The following is a 17,525-nucleotide window of genomic DNA, read 5'->3' as shown; positions in this document are numbered from 1 at the left end:
ACTATCATGGGACTGTTACCGGGTTCGGCGCATCGGGAGGAGGGACGATGCGCACGACTGAACGAGCCCGCATACATGAGCACTTCAACGGCGCCCCAACCACCCGCCGACCCCCGTCCCATCGCCCCGGCCGCCAGCACGAAGGCGCGCACCCCGCAGTTCGGCGGCCGTTTCGCGCGCCTGCCGGCGCTGGCCGGCAGGGGATTCCTGCCCGTAGGTCTGTTTGCCCGCCTGTCCCTCGCGATGCTGACGCTGGGAACCCTCACCCTTGCCACATCGGTCACCGGCTCGTATGCCGTCGGCGGAGCCGCTGCCGGCGCCGTCGGTATCGGCTCGGCCGTCGGGGCGCCGATCCTCGGGTGGCTGGCCGACCGGCTCGGCCAGCGCCCGGTGCTGCTGATCTCGGCGGTCCTGAATGTTGTGGCCGTGCTGGCCGTCATCGCCACCGCATATTTGATTCCCGGGGTGCACGACGTCGGCGCCGCCTGGGGCGTCATCGCAGCCGCCTTGGCGGCGGGCCTCAGCTGCCCCCAGGTCGGACCGCTGGCCCGCGTCCGGTGGATGGCCCTCACAGCCGAAGGCCGGCGGACCGGGGGCAGCACCGATCTGGACGTTGCGCTGTCCTATGAGAGCACGGCCGACGAACTGACCTTTGTGCTCGGTCCGGCCCTCGTGGGCGTCCTGGCCAGCCTGGTTGCACCTTGGCTGCCGCTTGCCCTGGCCGCCGCGCTCACGCTCACGTTCGTTCCGGCCTTCGCCGTCCACCGTACCCACACGTCTGTTCCGCGGCGGGCTGCCGCCGGCACCCGCAGTACGGGCAGTGGGAGTGCTGAAACCCGGGCCGGCAGCCGGCTTGCCGGCTTGGGCCCCGTGGCACTTCCGGTCCTGGCCATGGTATGCATGGGCACATTTTTCGGCTCCACACAGGCAGCTTTGAGTGCGTTTGCCGCCGGCTTCGCAACATCAGAGGCGGCCGGAGTGCTGTACGCCGTCATGGGCATCAGCTCGGCCGCGGCCGCGATCTCGGTGGCCTACTGGCCGGCCGGCTTCCCGGTGACCGCGCGCTGGGTGACCGGGGCGGCGGCCATGGCCGGGTTGTCGGCCCTGCTGTTCCTTCCAACCGACGGCTGGGGCATGGTGCTGGTACTGCTCGCACTGGGCCTGCCGGTGGGCCCGGTCATGGTCACGGTCTTTGCCATCGGCGGGCTCGTGGCACCGGCGGGCCGGCTGGCCACCGTGATGACGGCGCTCGCCAGCGGCATCGTCGCGGGCACCGCCCTTGGTTCGTCCATCGGCGGCCAGCTGGCACAGGAAGGGGGCCACCAAGCCGCCTTCCTCGTCTCGGCAGCCGCCGCGGCGGCGCTGTCCGCTCTCGGGGCGGCGGCCGCCGTCGTCGTCCGTTCCCGGAAGCGGTCTGCTCAGGCGAGCTGACCTTCGATCCGGGCCGCGCTGGCGGTCAGGGCAGCGGCCACCTCGGACGGATCCTGCGATGAGCGGATGTAGACGACGGCGACCGCCGCGGGGCGTCCGCCGGGCACCCGGACCGGTGCGGCAAGCGAGGAAACGCCGGCGATAACCTCGTCGTGGCTTGCCGCGTAACCGCGCTTGCGCGCCTCGCCAGCTTCGGGGCGGTAGGGCACCGCGGGGGCCAGCTGGCTCCACTCATGCTCCGTCAGGGCGGACTGGATGGCGATGCCGGGTGCACCGGAGCTGATCGGATGGCGGGACCCCGGATGCTGGACCACTGTGGCGGCCGAATGCCGGGGTTCAACCGTCACGAGCGTCACGCAGTCCTGGTGGTCCCACACGGCCACGAAGGCCGTCATGTTCAGTGTGTTGGCCAGCTGGGTCAGTTCCGGAAGGGCAGCGGTCTGCAGGTTCCGCGAAACGCCGCGCGCCAGCACCGCGAGGCCGGGCCCGGGCTGGACCCGGCCGGCGTCGTCGCGTACCAGCAGGGAATGGTCCTCAAGGGTCCGCAGAATCCGGTAGGCGACGGAGCGGTGGACGCCCATGGCCTCCGAAAGCTCGGCGATGGTCAGCGGGCGGTCGGCTTCGGCGAGGATTTCCAATGCGCGGATGCCCCGGGAGAGGGTCTGCGACGGGGAGGCCTGGGCGGGCGCAACCTGCGCTGCGGCACCGGCGTTGGGAGTCATGCTGTCCATCCTAGGCAGATAAGCGGGGCGGGTAGCGGCAAGGGCTTGTGTGGCCCGTCACGTTGGGCTACCGTTCCATATAGGAATTGCCTGTTCAACTATAGAACAGTGCATCTACGGAACAGTTTAGAGCGACTGCGGCACGGTGCGCCAGAGACAGGAATCGCGCACCCAGAGGATCAATGAAGATGGCCAATCCAGCAGCGGGCCCCGGTATTCCGGGCAGGACCTCGGTGCCCCGCGCCCACCGCTTCCGCGGCAGCCTGGGCCGGTTCGCCACCGGTGTCGCCATCGTCACGTTCGACGGCGCCACCAAGCGGCACGGCATTACTGTCAATTCCTTCACGTCGGTCTCCATGGACCCGCCCCTGGTCCTGGCCAGCATCGCCCGCACCGCCAAGGCCCACGACGAGCTGGCCGGCCGACCCTTCACCGTCAACATCCTGGGGGCGGAGCAGCGGCAGCTGGCCGTGCACTTTGCAGGGCGTCCGGGCCCGGAGCCCAGGTGGGTGGAGGGGGCTACGGCGCCCCGGCTCTCCGGCGTGCTCGCCTATTTCGAGTGCCGGCCCTGGGCGGCCTACGACGGCGGCGACCACACCCTTTATCTCGGTGAGGTGGTGGACTTCGACCACCGCAGCGGCGATGCCCTGGCGTTCGCCAACAGCGCCTTCACCACCATCCCGGAGAGCCAGCTGGGGATAGAGGACCTGCTGTAGGCGGCACTTTTCACCACCAATGGACAGTTCAACGACGAATGGAGGCAGCCATGGGCATCAGAACCGGTCAGCAGTACCTGGACAAACTCAACGCGATGACCCCGCACATCGTGATCGACGGTGAAGTGGTCAGCGAAAAAGTTGCCGAACACCCGTCCTTCCGCGGCGTTGCCCGGCAGTACGCGAAGCTGTTCGACATGCAGCACGACCCGCGGTACCAGGGGGCGCTGACCTATGCCTCGCCGACCACGGGGGACCTCGTCAACGCGTCCTTCCTGGTGCCCCGGACCATCGAGGACCTGCAGCACCGGCGCCGGGCGACCTCCACGTGGGCTGAGGCGACCAACGGATTCCTCGGCCGCACGGGTGACTACATGAACTCCGCACTCACCGCCCTGGGCACGGCCGGGAAGTGGTTCGCCCAGGCGGATCCCAAGTTTGCCGAGAACATCGGCAACTACTACGAGTGGGCCCGCGAAAACGACATGCTGGCAACCCATACGCTGATCCCGCCGCAGGTGAACCGGTCGGTATCCGGCTCGGAACAGCTGGGCGGACAGCTCACGGCCCACATCGTGGAGGAGCGCGACGATGGCATCGTAGTCCGCGGTGCGCGCATGCTCGCCACGATCGCCCCCATCGCGGACGAACTGCTGGTCTTCCCGTCCACGGTGCTGCGCGGCACGGCCGAGGACGCACCTTATTCCTTTGCCTTCGCCATCCCCAATGACACGCCGGGGCTCCGGTACCTTTGCAGGACCTCGCTGTACAACGGCGGCAGCATCCACGATGAACCGCTGGCGTCCCGCTATGAGGAAATGGACGGGGTGGCCGTCTTTGACGACGTCTTTGTTCCCAGCGACCGCATCTTCATGCTCGGCAATCCGCAGCTCTGCAACTCGTTCTACGCCGAGACCGGTGCCGGTGCCCTCATGACCCACCAGGTGGTCACCCGGACCATCGCCAAGAGCGAGTTCTTCCTCGGCCTGGCCTCCGAACTCGCCGATTCGATCGGCATCGACGGATTCCAGCACATCCAGGAGGACATCGCCGAGCTGATCATTGACGTCGAAATCGGCAAGGCGCTGGTCCGCGCATCGGAGGCCGACGCCGAACTCAACGAGGCCGGCATGATGCTGCCCAAGTGGACCACCCTCAACGCCGCCCGCAACTGGTATCCGAAGGTGGCACAGCGCTTCCCGCAGATTATCCGGAAGTTCTCCGCGTCGGGGCTGATGGCCCTGCCCGGCGAAGCGGACGTCAACAGTGATGCCAGGGCGGACATCGACCTGTACCTGCAGGGGAAGACGCTGACCGGGCCCGAGCGGGTCCGGCTGTTCAAGCTTGCGTTCGACGCCTCGATCTCGGGTTTCTCCGGCCGGCAGTCCCTCTACGAGTACTTCTTCTTCGGGGATCCGGTCCGGATGGCCGGGGCACTCGTCAACACCTACGACCGCGAACCGGCCAGGGCGCGGCTGCGCGAATTCCTGCACCGGACCGACTGAGAGGGTGCGCCAAATCACATTTTCGTAGTATCCTTCACACTAACTGACCGTTCGATCAGTAAATCGGACAGTCCTTCACCACCTCCGGCAGTAGCACTGCCCCCAGCCACGGAGTTTCAATGACCGCAACTTCACCCGTAGATTCAGAGGCAGGACCGAGCAGCAAGCGCGAGGAACGCAAAGTCCTCGCCGGCACGCTGGTGGGCACCACCATCGAGTGGTACGACTTCTTCATCTTTGCCCAGCTGACGGCAACGCTGCTGTCCCCACTGTTTTTGGCCCCGCTGAACGAATCCAACCCGGGCCTGGCGCAGATCCTCTCCTTCGCCCTGATCGGCATCAGCTTCCTGTTCCGCCCGCTCGGCGCCATCGTTGCCGGACACCTGGGTGACCGCCTTGGCCGCAAGGCCATGCTGGTGTTCACCCTCATCATGATGGGTGCCGCAACGGCGCTGATCGGCATGCTCCCCACTTACGGCCAGATCGGCGCCTGGGCTCCGATCCTGCTCATCCTCCTCCGCGTCCTGCAGGGCTTCTCCGCCGGCGGCGAATGGGGCGGCGCGGCCCTGATGGCAGTGGAACACGCCCCGAAGAGCAAGCGCGGCCTGTTCGGTGCGTACCCGCAGATCGGCGTTCCGGTGGGCATGATCCTGGCCACCGGGCTGCTATTCTTCCTCACCTCCGGGATGCCGAAGGAAGACTTCGCCTCCTGGGGCTGGAGGGTTCCCTTCCTGCTCTCCATAGTGCTGATCGTCGTGGGCTACGTGATCCGGCGGGCAGTCGGCGAGAGTCCTGTCTTCAAGGAAATGACGGCCCGCCGGGAAGAGAGCAAGGCGCCCCTCGGTGAGCTCATCCGAGGCCACAAGAAGGCGGTCCTCTACTCGACCATGATCTTCATCGGCAACAATGCCGCCGGCTACCTCCTGATTGCCTTCTTCATCTCCTACGCCACCAGGTCGCTGAAGATGCCCACACCGCAGATTCTGCTCGCCACCACGCTGGCCTCCTTCGGCTGGCTGATCTTCACACTCGCCGGCGGCTGGCTCTCCGACCGGATCGGCCGGGTCAAGACCTTCCTGACCGGCTACGCCATCGTGTTCGTCTGGATGATCCCGATGTTCGCCCTCATCGACACAAAGAACATCTGGCTCTACGGCGTGGCGCTGTTCGTTCTCACGGTGGGCCTGGGCCTGTCCTACGGCCCCATGTCGGCCATGTATGCGGAGATGTTCCCGGCCAACGTGCGGTACTCGGGCATCTCGATCGGCTACGCCTTCGGCGCCATCCTGGGCGGTGCGTTCGCCGCCACCATCGCCGAGTCACTCCTGCAGAGCACCAAATGGACGGGCTCTATCGGCATCTACATCATGATTCTGTGCGTCATCTCGGGCATCGGTGTGATCCTGGCCAAGGAGACGAGGGGCCGGCCGCTCGGCGTCAGCCGGCACTAGATGCGGGCGCCGTGCAGCAGGGCAATGGCGTCCTCGTCGCTCAGCTGATCGAAGTGCCGGTAAAAGGCTCCCACGGCCCGGAATCTTCCTGGCAGGTGGAGGCACAGGACGTTGCAGACCCGGGACAGTGATTTCTCTGCCTCGAGCGAGCCGACCGGCGCTGCGGCCACTACGGCTGCAGCGCCGGCCATCCGTACCGCCTCGACCGCTGCCCGCATGGTGGCCCCCGTCGCCAGGCCGTCGTCCACCAGCAGGGCCGTCTTGCCATGCACATCGGGGTCCACGGCCGGATAGCTGTCGGCGCGGCGCATCAGTTCGGTCCGCTCCCGGTGCTCCACCTGGTCGAGCCACTCCTGCCGTACGCCGTCGTCAAGAAGTCGCTCCACGAGCGGCCTGTTGAGAAGGCGGACGATCCTTCCGCCTGAGTAGGCGAGCGCACCGAATGCGGTCTCGTCGTGGCCCGGGATGCCAAGCTTGCGGACCAGCACGGCCCCGAAGGGAAGGTGGAGGACCTCGGCCGCGGCGGCGGCCACCGGGATACCGCCGCGGGCCAAGCCCAGCACCAGGGTGTCCGGGCGCTCGCGGAATTGCGGAAGGGCGGCTGCAAGCTGCCGTCCTGCGTCTTCCCGGTCCTCAAAAACCATGGCCATGGGTTCCTCTTCCGGAGTCTCCGCCCCCAAAGTCCAGCCTACGCCCGTGGGCCCCGGCGGGAGCCCCTAGCTGCTGAGGAACGCGATGGCCGCCTGCTTGAAGGCCCGGCTGGTGATGGCGTTGGTGTGCGTGCGCCCCGGCAGGATGAGCTGCTCGGCCATGGAGCCGGCCTTCAGGGCCAGCTCGGCAAGCTGCGGCATGGACGCGGCACGCTCATCGTTCTCACCGGCCACCAGCAGCACGGGCATGTGCGGCACGGCCTCGGCCGGGTCGTACGGTTCACCCTTGATCGCCTCAACCAGGGACAGCAGCGCGAAGATGTTGTTGCTCGGCAGCGCCTGGGCCATGCTGAGGAGTCCGGCCGTGGACGCGTCAGCAATGGGCGAGCCGTCGGCCAGATACCGCTGGGCGGCCACGAGGTCGAAGTCCGCCAGCGGGTCGGCCATGTTCGGGCCGCCCAGGACCAGCCGGTGCACCAGCTCTGCCTGGGTGGCGCCAAACTCCCAGGCGAGCCGGGAACCGAGGGAATAGCCGATCACGTCCAGCCCGCTGGCGGGGTCACCGTCGCGCAGGGGCCGGGCGCCGGCGTCGAACGCGATCTGCAGGAGGTCCGCCCTGATCCGGCTGGGGGAGTAGGAGTCCATGTCCTCGGGCGCGCCGCTCCGGCCGTGGCCGGGCAGATCGACGGCGATGACGCGGCGGCCTGCCTCCAGGAGCGCCGGGATCCAGCCGGTGTCCTCCCAGTTCAGCTTGCTGGACGCAGAGAAGCCGTGGATGAGGAGGATGGGGCGGAGGCCGGCGTCGTTCGCGGGGTCGTGCACCTCGACGTATAGCTGCGGGTCGGTGCCCTCGACCGTGTGGGAGTGCTGTTCGCCCGTGTGTCTGCCGCTCATCGCCTCAGTCCTCGTCAAGTCTCAGTCCTTGTCAGGTACAGGGCTCGCCGGGACTGCTCCGTCGCCGGTCCGCCGTGGATGGGCACCACTCTACCTGCCTGCGGACCGGGGAAATTCACGGCTTCCCAACTGGGTGGCAGCACAGGGGGTTCCCAGCCGTGAGAACCCCCTGTGCTGCTACTTGGTTGGGCGCGAAGCCGCGAACCGGGCACCTGCCCAGCAGGCGGCGGCGATGCCGGCAATGAGCAGCAGCGTGCTGATCAACTGGATGCGGCTGCTCTCTGCGCTGAAGCCCACGGCAAACACCAGCCCAAGCAGCACGAGGCCGAACACGGTGAGTCCGGGGAAGCCCGTCATCCGCAGCGGCAGAGGGGTGCCGTTGCGGTCCGCCCGCCGGCGCAGGATGAGCTGGGACACCAGCGCCGAACCCCAGACCACGAGGCAGGTGGACCCCACCAGCTGGAACAGGGCGGGCAGGATGCGCTCGGGGAAGAGCAGTTCCAGGACCGTGGCGATAAAGCCGAAGGCTACGGAAACGCCGACGGCGACCATCGGCACGCCTGCGCGGCTGAGCCTGGACAGGAAGCCGGGAGCCTCGCCGCGCTCTGCGAGCGAAAACACCATGCGGGACGCCCCGTAAAGGTTGGCGTTGAGGGCGGACAGCAGGGCGACGACGGCCACCAGGGTGATGGCGGTGGCGGCACCCGGGATGCGGGCGGCGCCCAGGACGCCTGCGAACGGCGAGGACAGGGCCTCCGAGGTGGCCGGAAGGACGGCCGCGATCACGAAGACGGAGCCGATGTAGAAGACGAGGATCCGCCACACCACCGTGCGGATGGCCTTGGTGACGCTATGCTCGGGGTCTTCGGTCTCAGCGGCTGCGACGCTCACGATCTCCGTGCCGCCAAACGCGAAGATCACCACGAACAGTGCCGTGGCAATGCCGGCCAGGCCCGAGGGCGCGAAGTCTGTGGTGATGTTGGCCAGGCCCGGCGATGCCACGTCCGGCAGGAGCCCCAGGAGCAGCGCGGCGCCGATGCCGAGGAACAGGACGATGGCCGCCACCTTGAGGATGGCAAACCAGAACTCGAACTCGCCGAAGTTCTTCACGCCGGCGAGGTTGATGCCCGTGAACACCACCATGAACACCAGAGAGAGTGCCCACACCGGAACCACCGGCCAGACCGAAAACAGCAGCCCCGCGGCACCGAGCGCTTCGGCGGCGATGACCACCACCAGCTGCAGCCACCAGAGCCAGCCCACGGTTGCCCCGGCGGTCTTGCCCATGGCGCGTTCGGCGTACACGGAGAAGGCGCCGCTGTTGGGGTTGGCTGCTGCCATCTCGCCGAGCGCCCACATGACCAGAATGATGAGCGTGCCGGCCACAAGGTAGGAAACCAGGACGGCGGGACCTGCCGCCTGCACGCCGGCGCCGGAACCCAGGAAGAGCCCGGCTCCTATGGCGCTGCCCAGGCCCATCATGGTGAGCTGGCGGGGCTTCATGCTGTGGCGGAGCTGAACTGCGGGTCGCTCGGCTGTGGACTTCATCGTCATGCTGCGCACCTTCTTGGGGTTGGGGGGAACTGGTCCTTTTGGGACCTCTCGAATTTACACCGAACCTCGGGCGAAACATTTTGCATCCCGGGCCGCCAGCCGTAGAATCAGTTTGAGTCAACTTGACCATAACTAATCCAGGGGCCAGTCCGGACGGGCTGGCCGATCGCAGCGAAGCGGGTGATTACCGTGTACACCACCTCAGCCAACGTGGCCGAGCGGCAGTCCGCGCCGCCTTCACTTGCCATTTCCACGGTGATTTTCGCGCTCCGCCCCAGCGAGTCTTCCGGCCGCCCCACGCTGTGGCTCCCGCTGGTCCGCCGGATCCGGGAACCGTTCAAAGGCCTGTGGGCCCTGCCGGGCGGTCCGCTGACCCACGCTGAATCTCTGCAGGACGCCGCTTCACGGAACTTGCGGGAAACCACGGGGCTGGCACCCAGCTACCTCGAACAGCTCTACGCCTTCGGCGGGGTGCACCGCTCACCCACGCAGCGCGTGGTGTCCATCGTCTACTGGGCACTGGTCCAGCCCACCGAAGCCGCACTCGCGGACGAATCCGAGAACGTCAGGTGGTTCCGCGCCGACAAGCTCGGAAGCCTGGCCTTCGACCACAACGCGATTGTGGACTACGCCCTCTGGCGCCTGCGGAACAAGCTGGCCTACGGCTCCATCGCCTACCACTTCCTGGGGGAGTACTTCACCCTCGCCCAGGTCCGCGAGGTCTACGAAGCCGTGCTGGACACGCAGCTGGATCCCGCCAACTTCCGCCGGCAGATCAAGTCGACGCCGGAAATCGAAGAAACCGGTGAATACCTCCAGGGCGGCAAGCACCGCCCGCCTCGTCTTTACCGATTTACCGGCCGCCCCGGCCTCGACCCAGATAACAGGAGCACCCCATGAGCAGCGTCAACACTGCCATCCAGCTGATCACGCGTGAACAGGCCGAAAAGGCCACGGCAGCCGGCACCGGCGGCACCTGCAGCCCGGCGCTTGCCAAGGGGCCCTGGGAGTATGACCTCGCGGAAACGCTCGCCGGTGTTCCGGCCTACGGTCCCGGGGCCTCCAGCGCGGACGTCGCACCTGCCTCCACCCCGCGGCAGGGCCAGCTTCCCGAGGAGTACAAGCTGGCCGGCGAAGCTGAGCTCGATGCCCGGATCCGGGCTGCCAAGGCGGCGCTGGGTGACCGGGCCGTCATCCTGGGCCACTTCTACCAGCGCGACGAGGTGGTCCAGTACGCAGACTTCGTCGGCGACTCCTTCCAGCTGGCCAACGCCGCCCTGACCCGGCCGGACGCCGAAGCGATCGTGTTCTGCGGCGTACACTTCATGGCCGAAACCGCTGACACCCTCTCCCGGCCGGAACAGGCGGTCATCCTGCCCAACCTCGCCGCCGGCTGCTCGATGGCGGACATGGCCGACGCCGATTCCGTGGAGGACTGCTGGGAGCAGCTCGAGGAGATTTTCGGCACCGAGCCCGACGCCGACGGCCGGGTTCCGGTCATCCCGGTCACCTACATGAATTCCTCCGCGGCGCTGAAGGCGTTCTGCGGCCGGAACGGCGGCATCGTCTGCACGTCCTCCAACGCCAGGACGGTCCTTGAGTGGGCCTTCGAGCGCGGCCAGCGCGTCCTGTTCTTCCCGGACCAGCACCTCGGCCGGAACACGGCCAAGGCGCTGGGTGTTCCGCTCGAGCAGATGCCGATGTGGAACCCGCGCAAGGAACTTGGCGGCAACGACGAACAGGCCCTGCTGGACTCCCGCGTCATCCTCTGGCACGGATTCTGCTCGGTCCACAAGCGCTTCAGCGTGGCCCAGATCGAAAAGGCCCGCACCGACTTCCCGGGCGTCAACGTCATTGTGCACCCCGAATGCCCCATGGAAGTGGTGGACGCAGCCGACTCCGCAGGGTCCACGGACTTCATTCAGAAGGCCATCGCGGCAGCCACCGAGCCCACGGTGTTCGCCATCGGCACCGAGATCAACATGGTGAACCGGCTCGCCGCCCAGTACCCGCAGCACACCATCTTCTGCCTGGATCCGGTCATCTGCCCCTGCAGCACCATGTACCGGATCCACCCCGGCTATCTGGCCTGGGTCCTCGAAGAGCTCGTCGCCGGCCGCGTGGTGAACCGCATCACCGTGGACGATGACGTGCAGCAGGACGCCAGGACAGCACTCGAGCGCATGCTCGCCGCCAAGCCCCAATAGGGAGCCCACAATGACCAGCGAAAACGGAACGGCCGGCCGCCGGCGGCTCGCCGTCGTCGGCAGCGGCATCGCCGGCCTCTATGCCGCGCTGCTCGCGGCGGAGGCAGGCGCCGACGTGGTGCTGCTGACCAAGGGCGCGCTCGCGGACAGCAACACGTACTTCGCCCAGGGCGGCATTTCCGCCGTCCTCGATGAGCCGTCGCCCGGCGACACCGTGGCCGCCCATATCGCCGACACCCTGAAGGCCGGCGCCGGGCACTGCAACCCGGCGGCTGTCCGGGTGCTCTGCACCGAGGCGCGCCGGGACATCGCCGGTCTCGGACGCTTCGGCGTCCGCTTCGACCTGGACGACGACGGCGACCCCGCCTTGGGGCTCGAGGCCGCCCACTCCGCGCCGCGGATCCTGCACGCCGGCGGCGACGCCACCGGGGCCGGCATCGCCAACGCCCTGATCTGCGCCGTGCTGGCCGCGCAGGCCTCGGGCAGGATCCGGCTGCTGGGCCACGCCAGCGTCACGGCCCTTCTGCAGCAGGGCCGGCGGGTCACGGGCGTTGAGTTCCTGCAGGCAGGCCGGCCCGGCAGGATCCAGGCCGACGCCGTGCTGCTGGCCACCGGCGGGGCGGGGCAGCTGTTTGCGCAGACCACCAACCCTTCCGTTGCCACCGCGGACGGCTTGGCCCTCGCTTGGCGCGCCGGTGCGGCGGTCGCGGACCTGGAATTCTTCCAGTTCCACCCCACCTGCCTGGTGCGCCCCGACGGGGGAGGGGCAGCCGGGTCGCCAGGCACCGACGACGGCCAGGATCCGCTGCTGATCTCCGAGGCAGTGCGCGGCGAGGGTGCCATCCTCGTTGACGCGCACGGCCGCCGCTTCCTGCACGGTTACCACCCCGACGCCGAACTCGCCCCGCGCGATGTCGTGTCCCGCAGCATCGCTTTGCACCTGGCCGCGCTCGGCGACCCCAACGGCCACGTCTACCTCGACGCCCGGGTCATCGAGGACGCCAGGGGAGCAGGATTCCTGGAGCGCCGCTTCCCCACCATCACGCGGCGCACCCGCGAGGCCGGCATCGACTGGACCCGGGAACCCGTCCCCGTCGCACCGGCCGCGCACTACTGGATGGGCGGCGTTTCCACCGACCTGCATGGCCGCACCACGGTCCCCGGGCTCTTCGCAGCCGGCGAGGTCGCCTGCACCGGAGTCCAGGGCGCCAACCGCCTGGCCAGCAACTCGCTCCTCGAAGGGCTGGTTTTCGGGCGGCGGGCGGTTGAGACGTTTCTTGGTGAGCCGTCGGTTCCGTCTCCCAACGGCACCCCTCCGCGTCCCCACGATCTCCCTAACCTCGCAAGCTCGGCCAGGGAACCCGGATCGCGTGGGCCCACGGCCGCTGGCGGCCTCCCTTTGACGCACGCTTCCGGGGCACCGTCTGCCGACGCTTCCGCGCCACTGTTCCGCTACTTCGAGGCTCATCACCGAAGCGCTGAGCCATACCCCGGGGAGATATTGGGAGATGCGGACTCCGCTGAGTTCTCACGTGGTGCCCTGCGGCGGCTGATGACTGCCAAAGCCGGGGTGCTCCGTACCGGCGGGCTGCTGCGGGAGGCGGGTGCCGTGCTTGCCGGGTGGTCCGCCGTCGTACGACCTGACCGCGTGCCGGGAGCGGGCGATCCCCGCGCCCATGAGGACGCCAACCTGCTGCTCGCCGCGCAGCTGCTGGTCCGTGCCGCCCGCGAACGAACCGATTCCCTGGGGGCCCACTACCGGGATGACAGCCGGCCGGAAGCCTTTATGGCGCGCGACCTAGACGAAGAATTCAGAATGAGCCCGAAAGCGAGCCTTGTCCATGACTAGCCTGACCCTCCCCGCAGCACCCGTCCGCGAGATCCTGGAGCGGGCCTTCGCGGAGGATGCGCCCAGCGGTGACATCACCTCGCAGCTGCTGATCCCGGCCGAAGCCCGCGCCACCGCTGTGCTCAACGCCCGCGTCCCGGGGGTCTTCAGCGGCGGCAGCGTGTTCCGTGACGCCATGCTGATGGTGGACCCGGATACGCAGGTGGAGCTGCTCGTGGCCGACGGCGAGGCGTTCGCGGCTGGAACAAAACTTGCGCGGGTCACCGGCCGGGCGCGCAGCGTGCTGTTGGCCGAGCGGGTCGGCCTGAACCTGGCACAGCGCATGAGCGCCATCGCCACCAAGACGGCGGAATTCGTGGCCCTGGCCGCCGGCACCAAGGCACGCATCACAGACACCCGCAAGACCACCCCCGGACTGCGCGTCCTGGAACGGTACGCCGTCCGTTGCGGCGGCGGCGCCAACCACCGCTACAGCCTTTCCGACGCCGTACTGGCCAAGGACAACCACCTGGCCGTCATGACCGGGGGAGACCCGGCACGGCTGACCGCGCTGCTGGCCGACGCGAAGGCCCAGCTGGGACACACAACGCACTTCGAGGTGGAGGTGGACAGCGCCGACCAGATCGAACCCGTCCTGGCCGCCGGGGTGGACACCATCATGCTGGACAACTTCAGCCTTGAGGAACTCCGCGCCGGTGTGCGGCAGGTCGCCGGGCGGGCCGTCGTCGAGGCCAGCGGCAACGTCAACCTCCGCACCGTGGCGGACATCGCCGGCGCGGGCGTGGACGTCATCTCGGTCGGTGCCCTGACGCACAGCGTCACCGCTCTGGACCTTGGCCTGGACGTCGAACTGACAGTGGGGTGAACACACCATGATCTTCCTGGACGCAGCAGCCACATCACCCGTCCGCCGCGAGGTGCTGGAGGCGATGTGGCCCTACCTCACCGGCGACTTTGGCAACCCGTCAAGCCACCATTCTCTCGGTGACTCCGCCGCGCGGGCCCTCACGGATGCCCGCAAGACCGTGGCCGCTGTGCTGGGCTGCAGGCCGGGAGAGATCACCTTCACGTCGGGCGGCACGGAGGCGGACAACCTCGCGGTCAAGGGCATTGCCCTGGCGCGGCAGGCCGCGGACCCGGCGCTGAACCGGGTGGCGATCAGCGCCGTCGAGCATCCCGCCGTGGAGGAGTCGGCGCGGTACCTCGAACGCTTCCACGGCTTCGCCGTGGACGTGGTGCCTGTCGACGGGAACGGGACGGTGACTCCGGAGGCGCTCGCTGCGGTCTTGCGGGACGAAACCGCGCTGGTCAGCATCATGTACGCCAACAACGAGGTGGGCACCGTCCAGCCGGTGGCCGAACTGGCGGCCCTGGCGAGAGGGCGGGGGATCCCCTTCCACACCGACGCCGTGCAGGCCGCCGGCTGGCTGCCGCTGGATGTGAAGGCGCTCGGAGTGGACGCGCTGAGCATCTCCGGGCACAAGCTCGGGGCGCCCAAGGGCAATGGGGCCCTGTTCGTCCGGGGCCGGACCCGCACCGAGCCGCTGCTGCATGGCGGCGGCCAGGAACGCGGCAGGCGCTCCGGCACCGAAAACGTCGCAGGCACCGTGGCACTGGCCACCGCACTCACCCTGGCGCACGCGGACCGGCCCGCGCTCGCGGCGCGCGTCACCGGCCTGCGTGACCGTTTCATTGCTGCCGTGCTGGGCAGCGTTCCGGGAGCGCTGCTGACCGGCCATCCGTCCGAACGGCTGCCCTCGGTGGCGTCCTTCTGCTTCCCGGGCACCAGCGGCGAATCCGTGCTCCTGGAACTCGAGCGCCAGGGCGTGGTGTGCTCCAGCGGCTCGGCGTGCGCGGCCGGATCGGACGCTCCGTCACCGGTGCTGGTGGCACTCGGCATCGAAGCGGAGGTGGCACAGACGGCCGTGAGGTTCAGCTTTGATTCGTCGGTGACCGCCGCCGACCTGGAGGCTGCCGCCGCGGCGGTGACGGCCGCCGTCGGAAGCGTCCGGAACCTGGGCCTGATCCCGGGTTAGGGTATCGGTCAGCTAGCGGCTGTGACGGGATTGGAGAGCTCTCCGATGCCGCCCACCCGGCACGTGACGGTGTCGCCCGGCTGGATGCCGGTGCTTGCCGCCGGGAAACCGGTGAGCACCAGGTCGCCGGGGTGCAGGGTCATGAACGAGGTCAGGTAGACGAGGATCTCGTCCACCTTCCAGCCCAGGTTGGCGGTACTTGCCGTGGGCAGTTCGGCGCCGTTGTGGACGACGCCGATGGTCTGGTCCGCATGGTCCAGCCCGGTGACGATCCAGGGGCCGGCCGGCGTGAAGGTGTCCTGGCTTTTGGCGCTCAGCCAGAGCTCATCGGACTTTTGCAGCCTGCGCGCGGTGACGTCGTTGCCAATGGTGTAGCCCAGAACCGCGGTCCGCGCATTGTCGAGGGTCAGGTTTTTCGCGGTCCGCCCGACGACGACGGCCAGCTCCGCCTCCGGCTCCACCAGCCCGATTCCGGCCGGCAGTTCAATCGCCTCGCCCGGGCCGATCACGCTGGTGGCTGCCTTGTGGAAGGCCTGTGCCGGAAGGTCCCGGCCAGCCTGCCCGGTGTTGTGGGCCATCCCCAGGACATTGGCCGGCACACTCGGCGCCAGGAACGCGAAGCTGTCCTCGGAGACCTCAGCGCCGGCTTCCCAGCCATCACGGTGGCCGCTGCCGGAATTGGCGCGCGAACCGGGGAACGGGGACTCCACCACCGTCCATGTCCGCCCCGCGGTGCTCGCGAAGTCCGCGGCGTCGTTGGCCACAAAGAACTGTTCAGGAAGCCGTGCTGTGGCTGAATCCGGGGACGCGGCTGGGGACGAGACAAACGCCGGGGAAGGGGCGAGGGGGCGGACGCGGGCGATCCGCCTCGGGAGAGCTGGGGTCATTCAGCCATCGTAGGGGTCCGGTGGGGCCGTCCGGAACTGCGTGACGTCAGTACAGCTCGCCGACCGGGATCTCCACAGCCAGCCGGTTGGCCGGGCCGGCGAGCGGGCAGGCCCAGGCCTCGTTGTAGGCGCACGACGGGTTGTAGGCAAAGTTGAAGTCCAGCACATACTGGACTTCCGGACCCGGGCCGCGGACGACGCCGTGGAATGCGCCCTTAATGGTGTCCAGGAGGTAGCGGCCCGCGCCGTAGCTTCCGCCGGGCTGGCCTGCAGTGGCGTCCCGGAACGGGACGAAGATCCCGCCCCCGTAGCCCATCAGCTTCCAGACGGCCAGTTGTCCCAGTTCCGGCAGGTCGAAGGTTCCCAGCCGGACAAACCGGACCACACCGTCTGTCCCTGTTTCGACGTTCATTTCCCGCCCCGCACCCTGCTTGGTCAGGGGGACGTAGAAGCGGTAGATGGGATCATAGTCGGCCGTCTTGAGGCCGTAGAAGGACGCCTTGGCCTCATCTGTCAGGGCCGACGCCGGATGGGTGCCGAACATGCGGTCGCGCTCCTGGCGCCAGTAGGCGTGGGCCTCTTCCGGGCTGTCGGCGGCGATCTTGCGCACAGTGTCGTAGAGGGCGAAGGTCCGCAGCCGCCAGTCTGCAATGTCGAGCGCGGACATGTTCGCCAAGGTCTGCTCCGCTGCGTCCAGCTCATGTTCGGCCATGACCTCAGCCTAAACCCTTTGTGATGCCCGTCCGCCCAGGCCGCTGGGAGACCGCGAAACGCTGCACGGCAGCCCCCGGATGGGACCGGCGTCCCGGTTAGGCTGGAGCCATGACAGGGATCACGGCTTCTGGACGTAAGGGGATCGCCGCCGTCGTACTGTTGACGGCGGGACTGATGGCCGGCTGCAGCAGCGACGGCAAGGGTGCTCCCGCCTGGACCGCCGAGCCGGCCACCGGTCCGGCATCGGGTTCCGCGGCCCCTTCCGCAACCGCATCGGCCAGTGCCAGCGCGACAGCAGGGGCCACGGCGGCTGCCTGGAAGGTCTTCACGGACCCCGCCAAGACCGTGAGTTTCGAGCTGCCGCAGGATTGGATTGCCCAGTCCGTTGACCCCGACAAGGGAACCCTTCCCGGCGCTGTGAAGATCGAGGTCAAGGATGCCGAAGGCGCCTACCTGGCCACCCTGCAAACAGGCCTGCCCGAGACCAGCGCGGCGAGCTGCGCCGCTTCCGCCCGCAAGCCCTACGTCGTCGTCAGCAGTGTTCCGGTGGAGCTGCCGCACAGCGGCGGGCAGGGGACCATCGACCCGCACGTGGTGTTCAGGGTGATCCAGGGCTACCGCTACTTCGGCTCCTACGGCATCACCAACCTGGTGGGCGGCACCGACTCCAAGGCATGCCAACTGCAGAACGTGGTGCAGGGCCTGGCGGGCAAGGGGAACTACTCGTTCAGCGATGTGCGCTCGCTGAAGGCGTTCGCGACGGATGAAAAAGTGGCACCGGCCAAGGCTTTCGACACCCTTGACCAGGCAGCCGGCTACGTCAACAAGGGCTCCGAATTCGCCAACGTTCAGCGGATGCTAATGTCTCTGGAGATCAAGAGCTAGTCCCGCTGCCTCCGGCACAACCCA

At 68.3% G+C, this 17,525-nt stretch carries 16 protein-coding genes; 10 read left to right on the top strand and 6 right to left on the bottom strand.

Going from position 1 to position 17,525, the window contains the following annotated elements; genetic code table 11:
* Positions 1–75: 75 nt before the first annotated feature.
* The gene (locus tag QF036_RS16950) at positions 76–1,431 is read left to right on the top strand and encodes an MFS transporter (protein ID WP_307103722.1); all 1,356 of its coding nucleotides are present in this window, start codon (positions 76–78) and stop codon (positions 1,429–1,431) included.
* On the opposite strand, the gene QF036_RS16945 is transcribed toward QF036_RS16950, so the two are convergent.
* Complete coding sequence (locus QF036_RS16945; RefSeq protein WP_307103720.1) at positions 1,419–2,153, bottom strand: IclR family transcriptional regulator; 735 nt, start codon at positions 2,151–2,153, stop codon at positions 1,419–1,421. The two genes, QF036_RS16950 and QF036_RS16945, sit on opposite strands and share 13 nt — an antisense overlap.
* Positions 2,154–2,341: 188 nt before the next feature.
* On the opposite strand from QF036_RS16945, the gene QF036_RS16940 reads away from it, so the two are divergent.
* The 3 genes from QF036_RS16940 (at position 2,342) to QF036_RS16930 (ending at position 5,825) form a co-directional block, all read left to right on the top strand.
* The gene (locus QF036_RS16940) at positions 2,342–2,869 is read left to right on the top strand and encodes a flavin reductase family protein (protein WP_307103717.1); all 528 of its coding nucleotides are present in this window, start codon (positions 2,342–2,344) and stop codon (positions 2,867–2,869) included.
* Positions 2,870–2,919: 50 nt separating this feature from the next.
* A complete protein-coding gene (gene hpaB, locus QF036_RS16935; protein WP_307103715.1) occupies positions 2,920–4,374 on the top strand; it encodes a 4-hydroxyphenylacetate 3-monooxygenase, oxygenase component in 1,455 nt (484 codons plus the stop codon).
* Positions 4,375–4,493: 119 nt separating this feature from the next.
* Positions 4,494–5,825, top strand: a complete 1,332-nt coding sequence (locus QF036_RS16930) for an MFS transporter (RefSeq protein WP_307103714.1) — start codon at positions 4,494–4,496, stop codon at positions 5,823–5,825.
* On the opposite strand, the gene QF036_RS16925 is transcribed toward QF036_RS16930, so the two are convergent.
* The 3 genes from QF036_RS16925 to QF036_RS16915 all read right to left on the bottom strand — a co-directional run bounded on the left by QF036_RS16925 (position 5,822) and on the right by QF036_RS16915 (position 8,923).
* Positions 5,822–6,475 (bottom strand): phosphoribosyltransferase, encoded by a 654-nt coding sequence (locus QF036_RS16925; RefSeq protein ID WP_307103713.1) that lies wholly within the window; start codon positions 6,473–6,475, stop codon positions 5,822–5,824. The genes QF036_RS16930 and QF036_RS16925 overlap by 4 nt on opposite strands.
* 66 nt (positions 6,476–6,541) lie before the next feature.
* A complete protein-coding gene (locus QF036_RS16920; protein WP_307103711.1) occupies positions 6,542–7,369 on the bottom strand; it encodes an alpha/beta fold hydrolase in 828 nt (275 codons plus the stop codon).
* Positions 7,370–7,546: 177 nt separating this feature from the next.
* Positions 7,547–8,923, bottom strand: a complete 1,377-nt coding sequence (locus QF036_RS16915) for an amino acid permease (RefSeq protein WP_307103710.1) — start codon at positions 8,921–8,923, stop codon at positions 7,547–7,549.
* Positions 8,924–9,112: 189 nt separating this feature from the next.
* Here QF036_RS16915 and QF036_RS16910 point away from each other — a divergent pair, with 189 nt between their 5' ends.
* Genes QF036_RS16910 through QF036_RS16890 form a run of 5 tightly spaced genes read left to right on the top strand, consistent with a single transcriptional unit; the run spans position 9,113 to position 15,015 of the window.
* Positions 9,113–9,823, top strand: coding sequence for an NUDIX hydrolase (locus QF036_RS16910; protein WP_307103708.1), 711 nt, complete (start codon positions 9,113–9,115; stop codon positions 9,821–9,823).
* The gene (gene nadA, locus QF036_RS16905; RefSeq protein WP_307103706.1) at positions 9,820–11,130 is read left to right on the top strand and encodes a quinolinate synthase NadA; all 1,311 of its coding nucleotides are present in this window, start codon (positions 9,820–9,822) and stop codon (positions 11,128–11,130) included. Before QF036_RS16910 ends, nadA begins: the two co-directional genes overlap by 4 nt.
* Before the next feature lie 10 nt (positions 11,131–11,140).
* Positions 11,141–12,979: an L-aspartate oxidase gene (gene nadB, locus QF036_RS16900; RefSeq protein WP_307103705.1), complete on the top strand. Its 1,839-nt coding sequence runs from the start codon at positions 11,141–11,143 to the stop codon at positions 12,977–12,979.
* Positions 12,972–13,844, top strand: a complete 873-nt coding sequence (gene nadC / locus QF036_RS16895; RefSeq protein ID WP_307103702.1) for a carboxylating nicotinate-nucleotide diphosphorylase — start codon at positions 12,972–12,974, stop codon at positions 13,842–13,844. The genes nadB and nadC overlap by 8 nt, the downstream gene beginning before the upstream one ends.
* Before the next feature lie 7 nt (positions 13,845–13,851).
* Complete coding sequence (locus QF036_RS16890) at positions 13,852–15,015, top strand: cysteine desulfurase family protein (protein ID WP_307103700.1); 1,164 nt, start codon at positions 13,852–13,854, stop codon at positions 15,013–15,015.
* A gap of 8 nt (positions 15,016–15,023) precedes the next feature.
* Here the strand turns inward: QF036_RS16890 and QF036_RS16885 are convergent, their stop codons facing one another.
* Both QF036_RS16885 and QF036_RS16880 read right to left on the bottom strand, forming a co-directional pair.
* The gene (locus tag QF036_RS16885; protein ID WP_307103698.1) at positions 15,024–15,902 is read right to left on the bottom strand and encodes a fumarylacetoacetate hydrolase family protein; all 879 of its coding nucleotides are present in this window, start codon (positions 15,900–15,902) and stop codon (positions 15,024–15,026) included.
* Between the two features lie 46 nt (positions 15,903–15,948).
* The gene (locus tag QF036_RS16880) at positions 15,949–16,614 is read right to left on the bottom strand and encodes a DUF1684 domain-containing protein (protein WP_307103696.1); all 666 of its coding nucleotides are present in this window, start codon (positions 16,612–16,614) and stop codon (positions 15,949–15,951) included.
* A gap of 110 nt (positions 16,615–16,724) precedes the next feature.
* Here QF036_RS16880 and QF036_RS16875 point away from each other — a divergent pair, with 110 nt between their 5' ends.
* A complete protein-coding gene (locus QF036_RS16875) occupies positions 16,725–17,501 on the top strand; it encodes a hypothetical protein (protein ID WP_307103694.1) in 777 nt (258 codons plus the stop codon).
* Positions 17,502–17,525 lie beyond the last annotated feature (24 nt).

The sequence above is a fragment of the Arthrobacter globiformis genome, assembly GCF_030817195.1.
Classification (GTDB): Bacteria; Actinomycetota; Actinomycetes; order Actinomycetales; family Micrococcaceae; genus Arthrobacter; species Arthrobacter globiformis_D.
The sequence above is the reverse complement of the archived record's forward strand: the minus strand, read 5'-3'. Positions and strand labels throughout refer to the sequence as shown.

Excerpts from the sequence above, each read along its gene's own strand:
- QF036_RS16950 (WP_307103722.1), top strand. The coding sequence starts at position 76 with ATGAGCACTTCAACGGCGCCCCAACCACCCGCCGACCCCCGTCCCATC.
- QF036_RS16945 (WP_307103720.1), bottom strand. The coding sequence starts at position 2,153 with ATGACTCCCAACGCCGGTGCCGCAGCGCAGGTTGCGCCCGCCCAGGCC.
- QF036_RS16940 (WP_307103717.1), top strand. The coding sequence starts at position 2,342 with ATGGCCAATCCAGCAGCGGGCCCCGGTATTCCGGGCAGGACCTCGGTG.
- hpaB (WP_307103715.1), top strand. The coding sequence starts at position 2,920 with ATGGGCATCAGAACCGGTCAGCAGTACCTGGACAAACTCAACGCGATG.
- QF036_RS16930 (WP_307103714.1), top strand. The coding sequence starts at position 4,494 with ATGACCGCAACTTCACCCGTAGATTCAGAGGCAGGACCGAGCAGCAAG.
- QF036_RS16925 (WP_307103713.1), bottom strand. The coding sequence starts at position 6,475 with ATGGCCATGGTTTTTGAGGACCGGGAAGACGCAGGACGGCAGCTTGCA.
- QF036_RS16920 (WP_307103711.1), bottom strand. The coding sequence starts at position 7,369 with ATGAGCGGCAGACACACGGGCGAACAGCACTCCCACACGGTCGAGGGC.
- QF036_RS16915 (WP_307103710.1), bottom strand. The coding sequence starts at position 8,923 with ATGACGATGAAGTCCACAGCCGAGCGACCCGCAGTTCAGCTCCGCCAC.
- nadA (WP_307103706.1), top strand. The coding sequence starts at position 9,820 with ATGAGCAGCGTCAACACTGCCATCCAGCTGATCACGCGTGAACAGGCC.
- nadB (WP_307103705.1), top strand. The coding sequence starts at position 11,141 with ATGACCAGCGAAAACGGAACGGCCGGCCGCCGGCGGCTCGCCGTCGTC.
- nadC (WP_307103702.1), top strand. The coding sequence starts at position 12,972 with ATGACTAGCCTGACCCTCCCCGCAGCACCCGTCCGCGAGATCCTGGAG.
- QF036_RS16890 (WP_307103700.1), top strand. The coding sequence starts at position 13,852 with ATGATCTTCCTGGACGCAGCAGCCACATCACCCGTCCGCCGCGAGGTG.
- QF036_RS16885 (WP_307103698.1), bottom strand. The coding sequence starts at position 15,902 with ATGACCCCAGCTCTCCCGAGGCGGATCGCCCGCGTCCGCCCCCTCGCC.
- QF036_RS16880 (WP_307103696.1), bottom strand. The coding sequence starts at position 16,614 with ATGGCCGAACATGAGCTGGACGCAGCGGAGCAGACCTTGGCGAACATG.
- QF036_RS16875 (WP_307103694.1), top strand. The coding sequence starts at position 16,725 with ATGACAGGGATCACGGCTTCTGGACGTAAGGGGATCGCCGCCGTCGTA.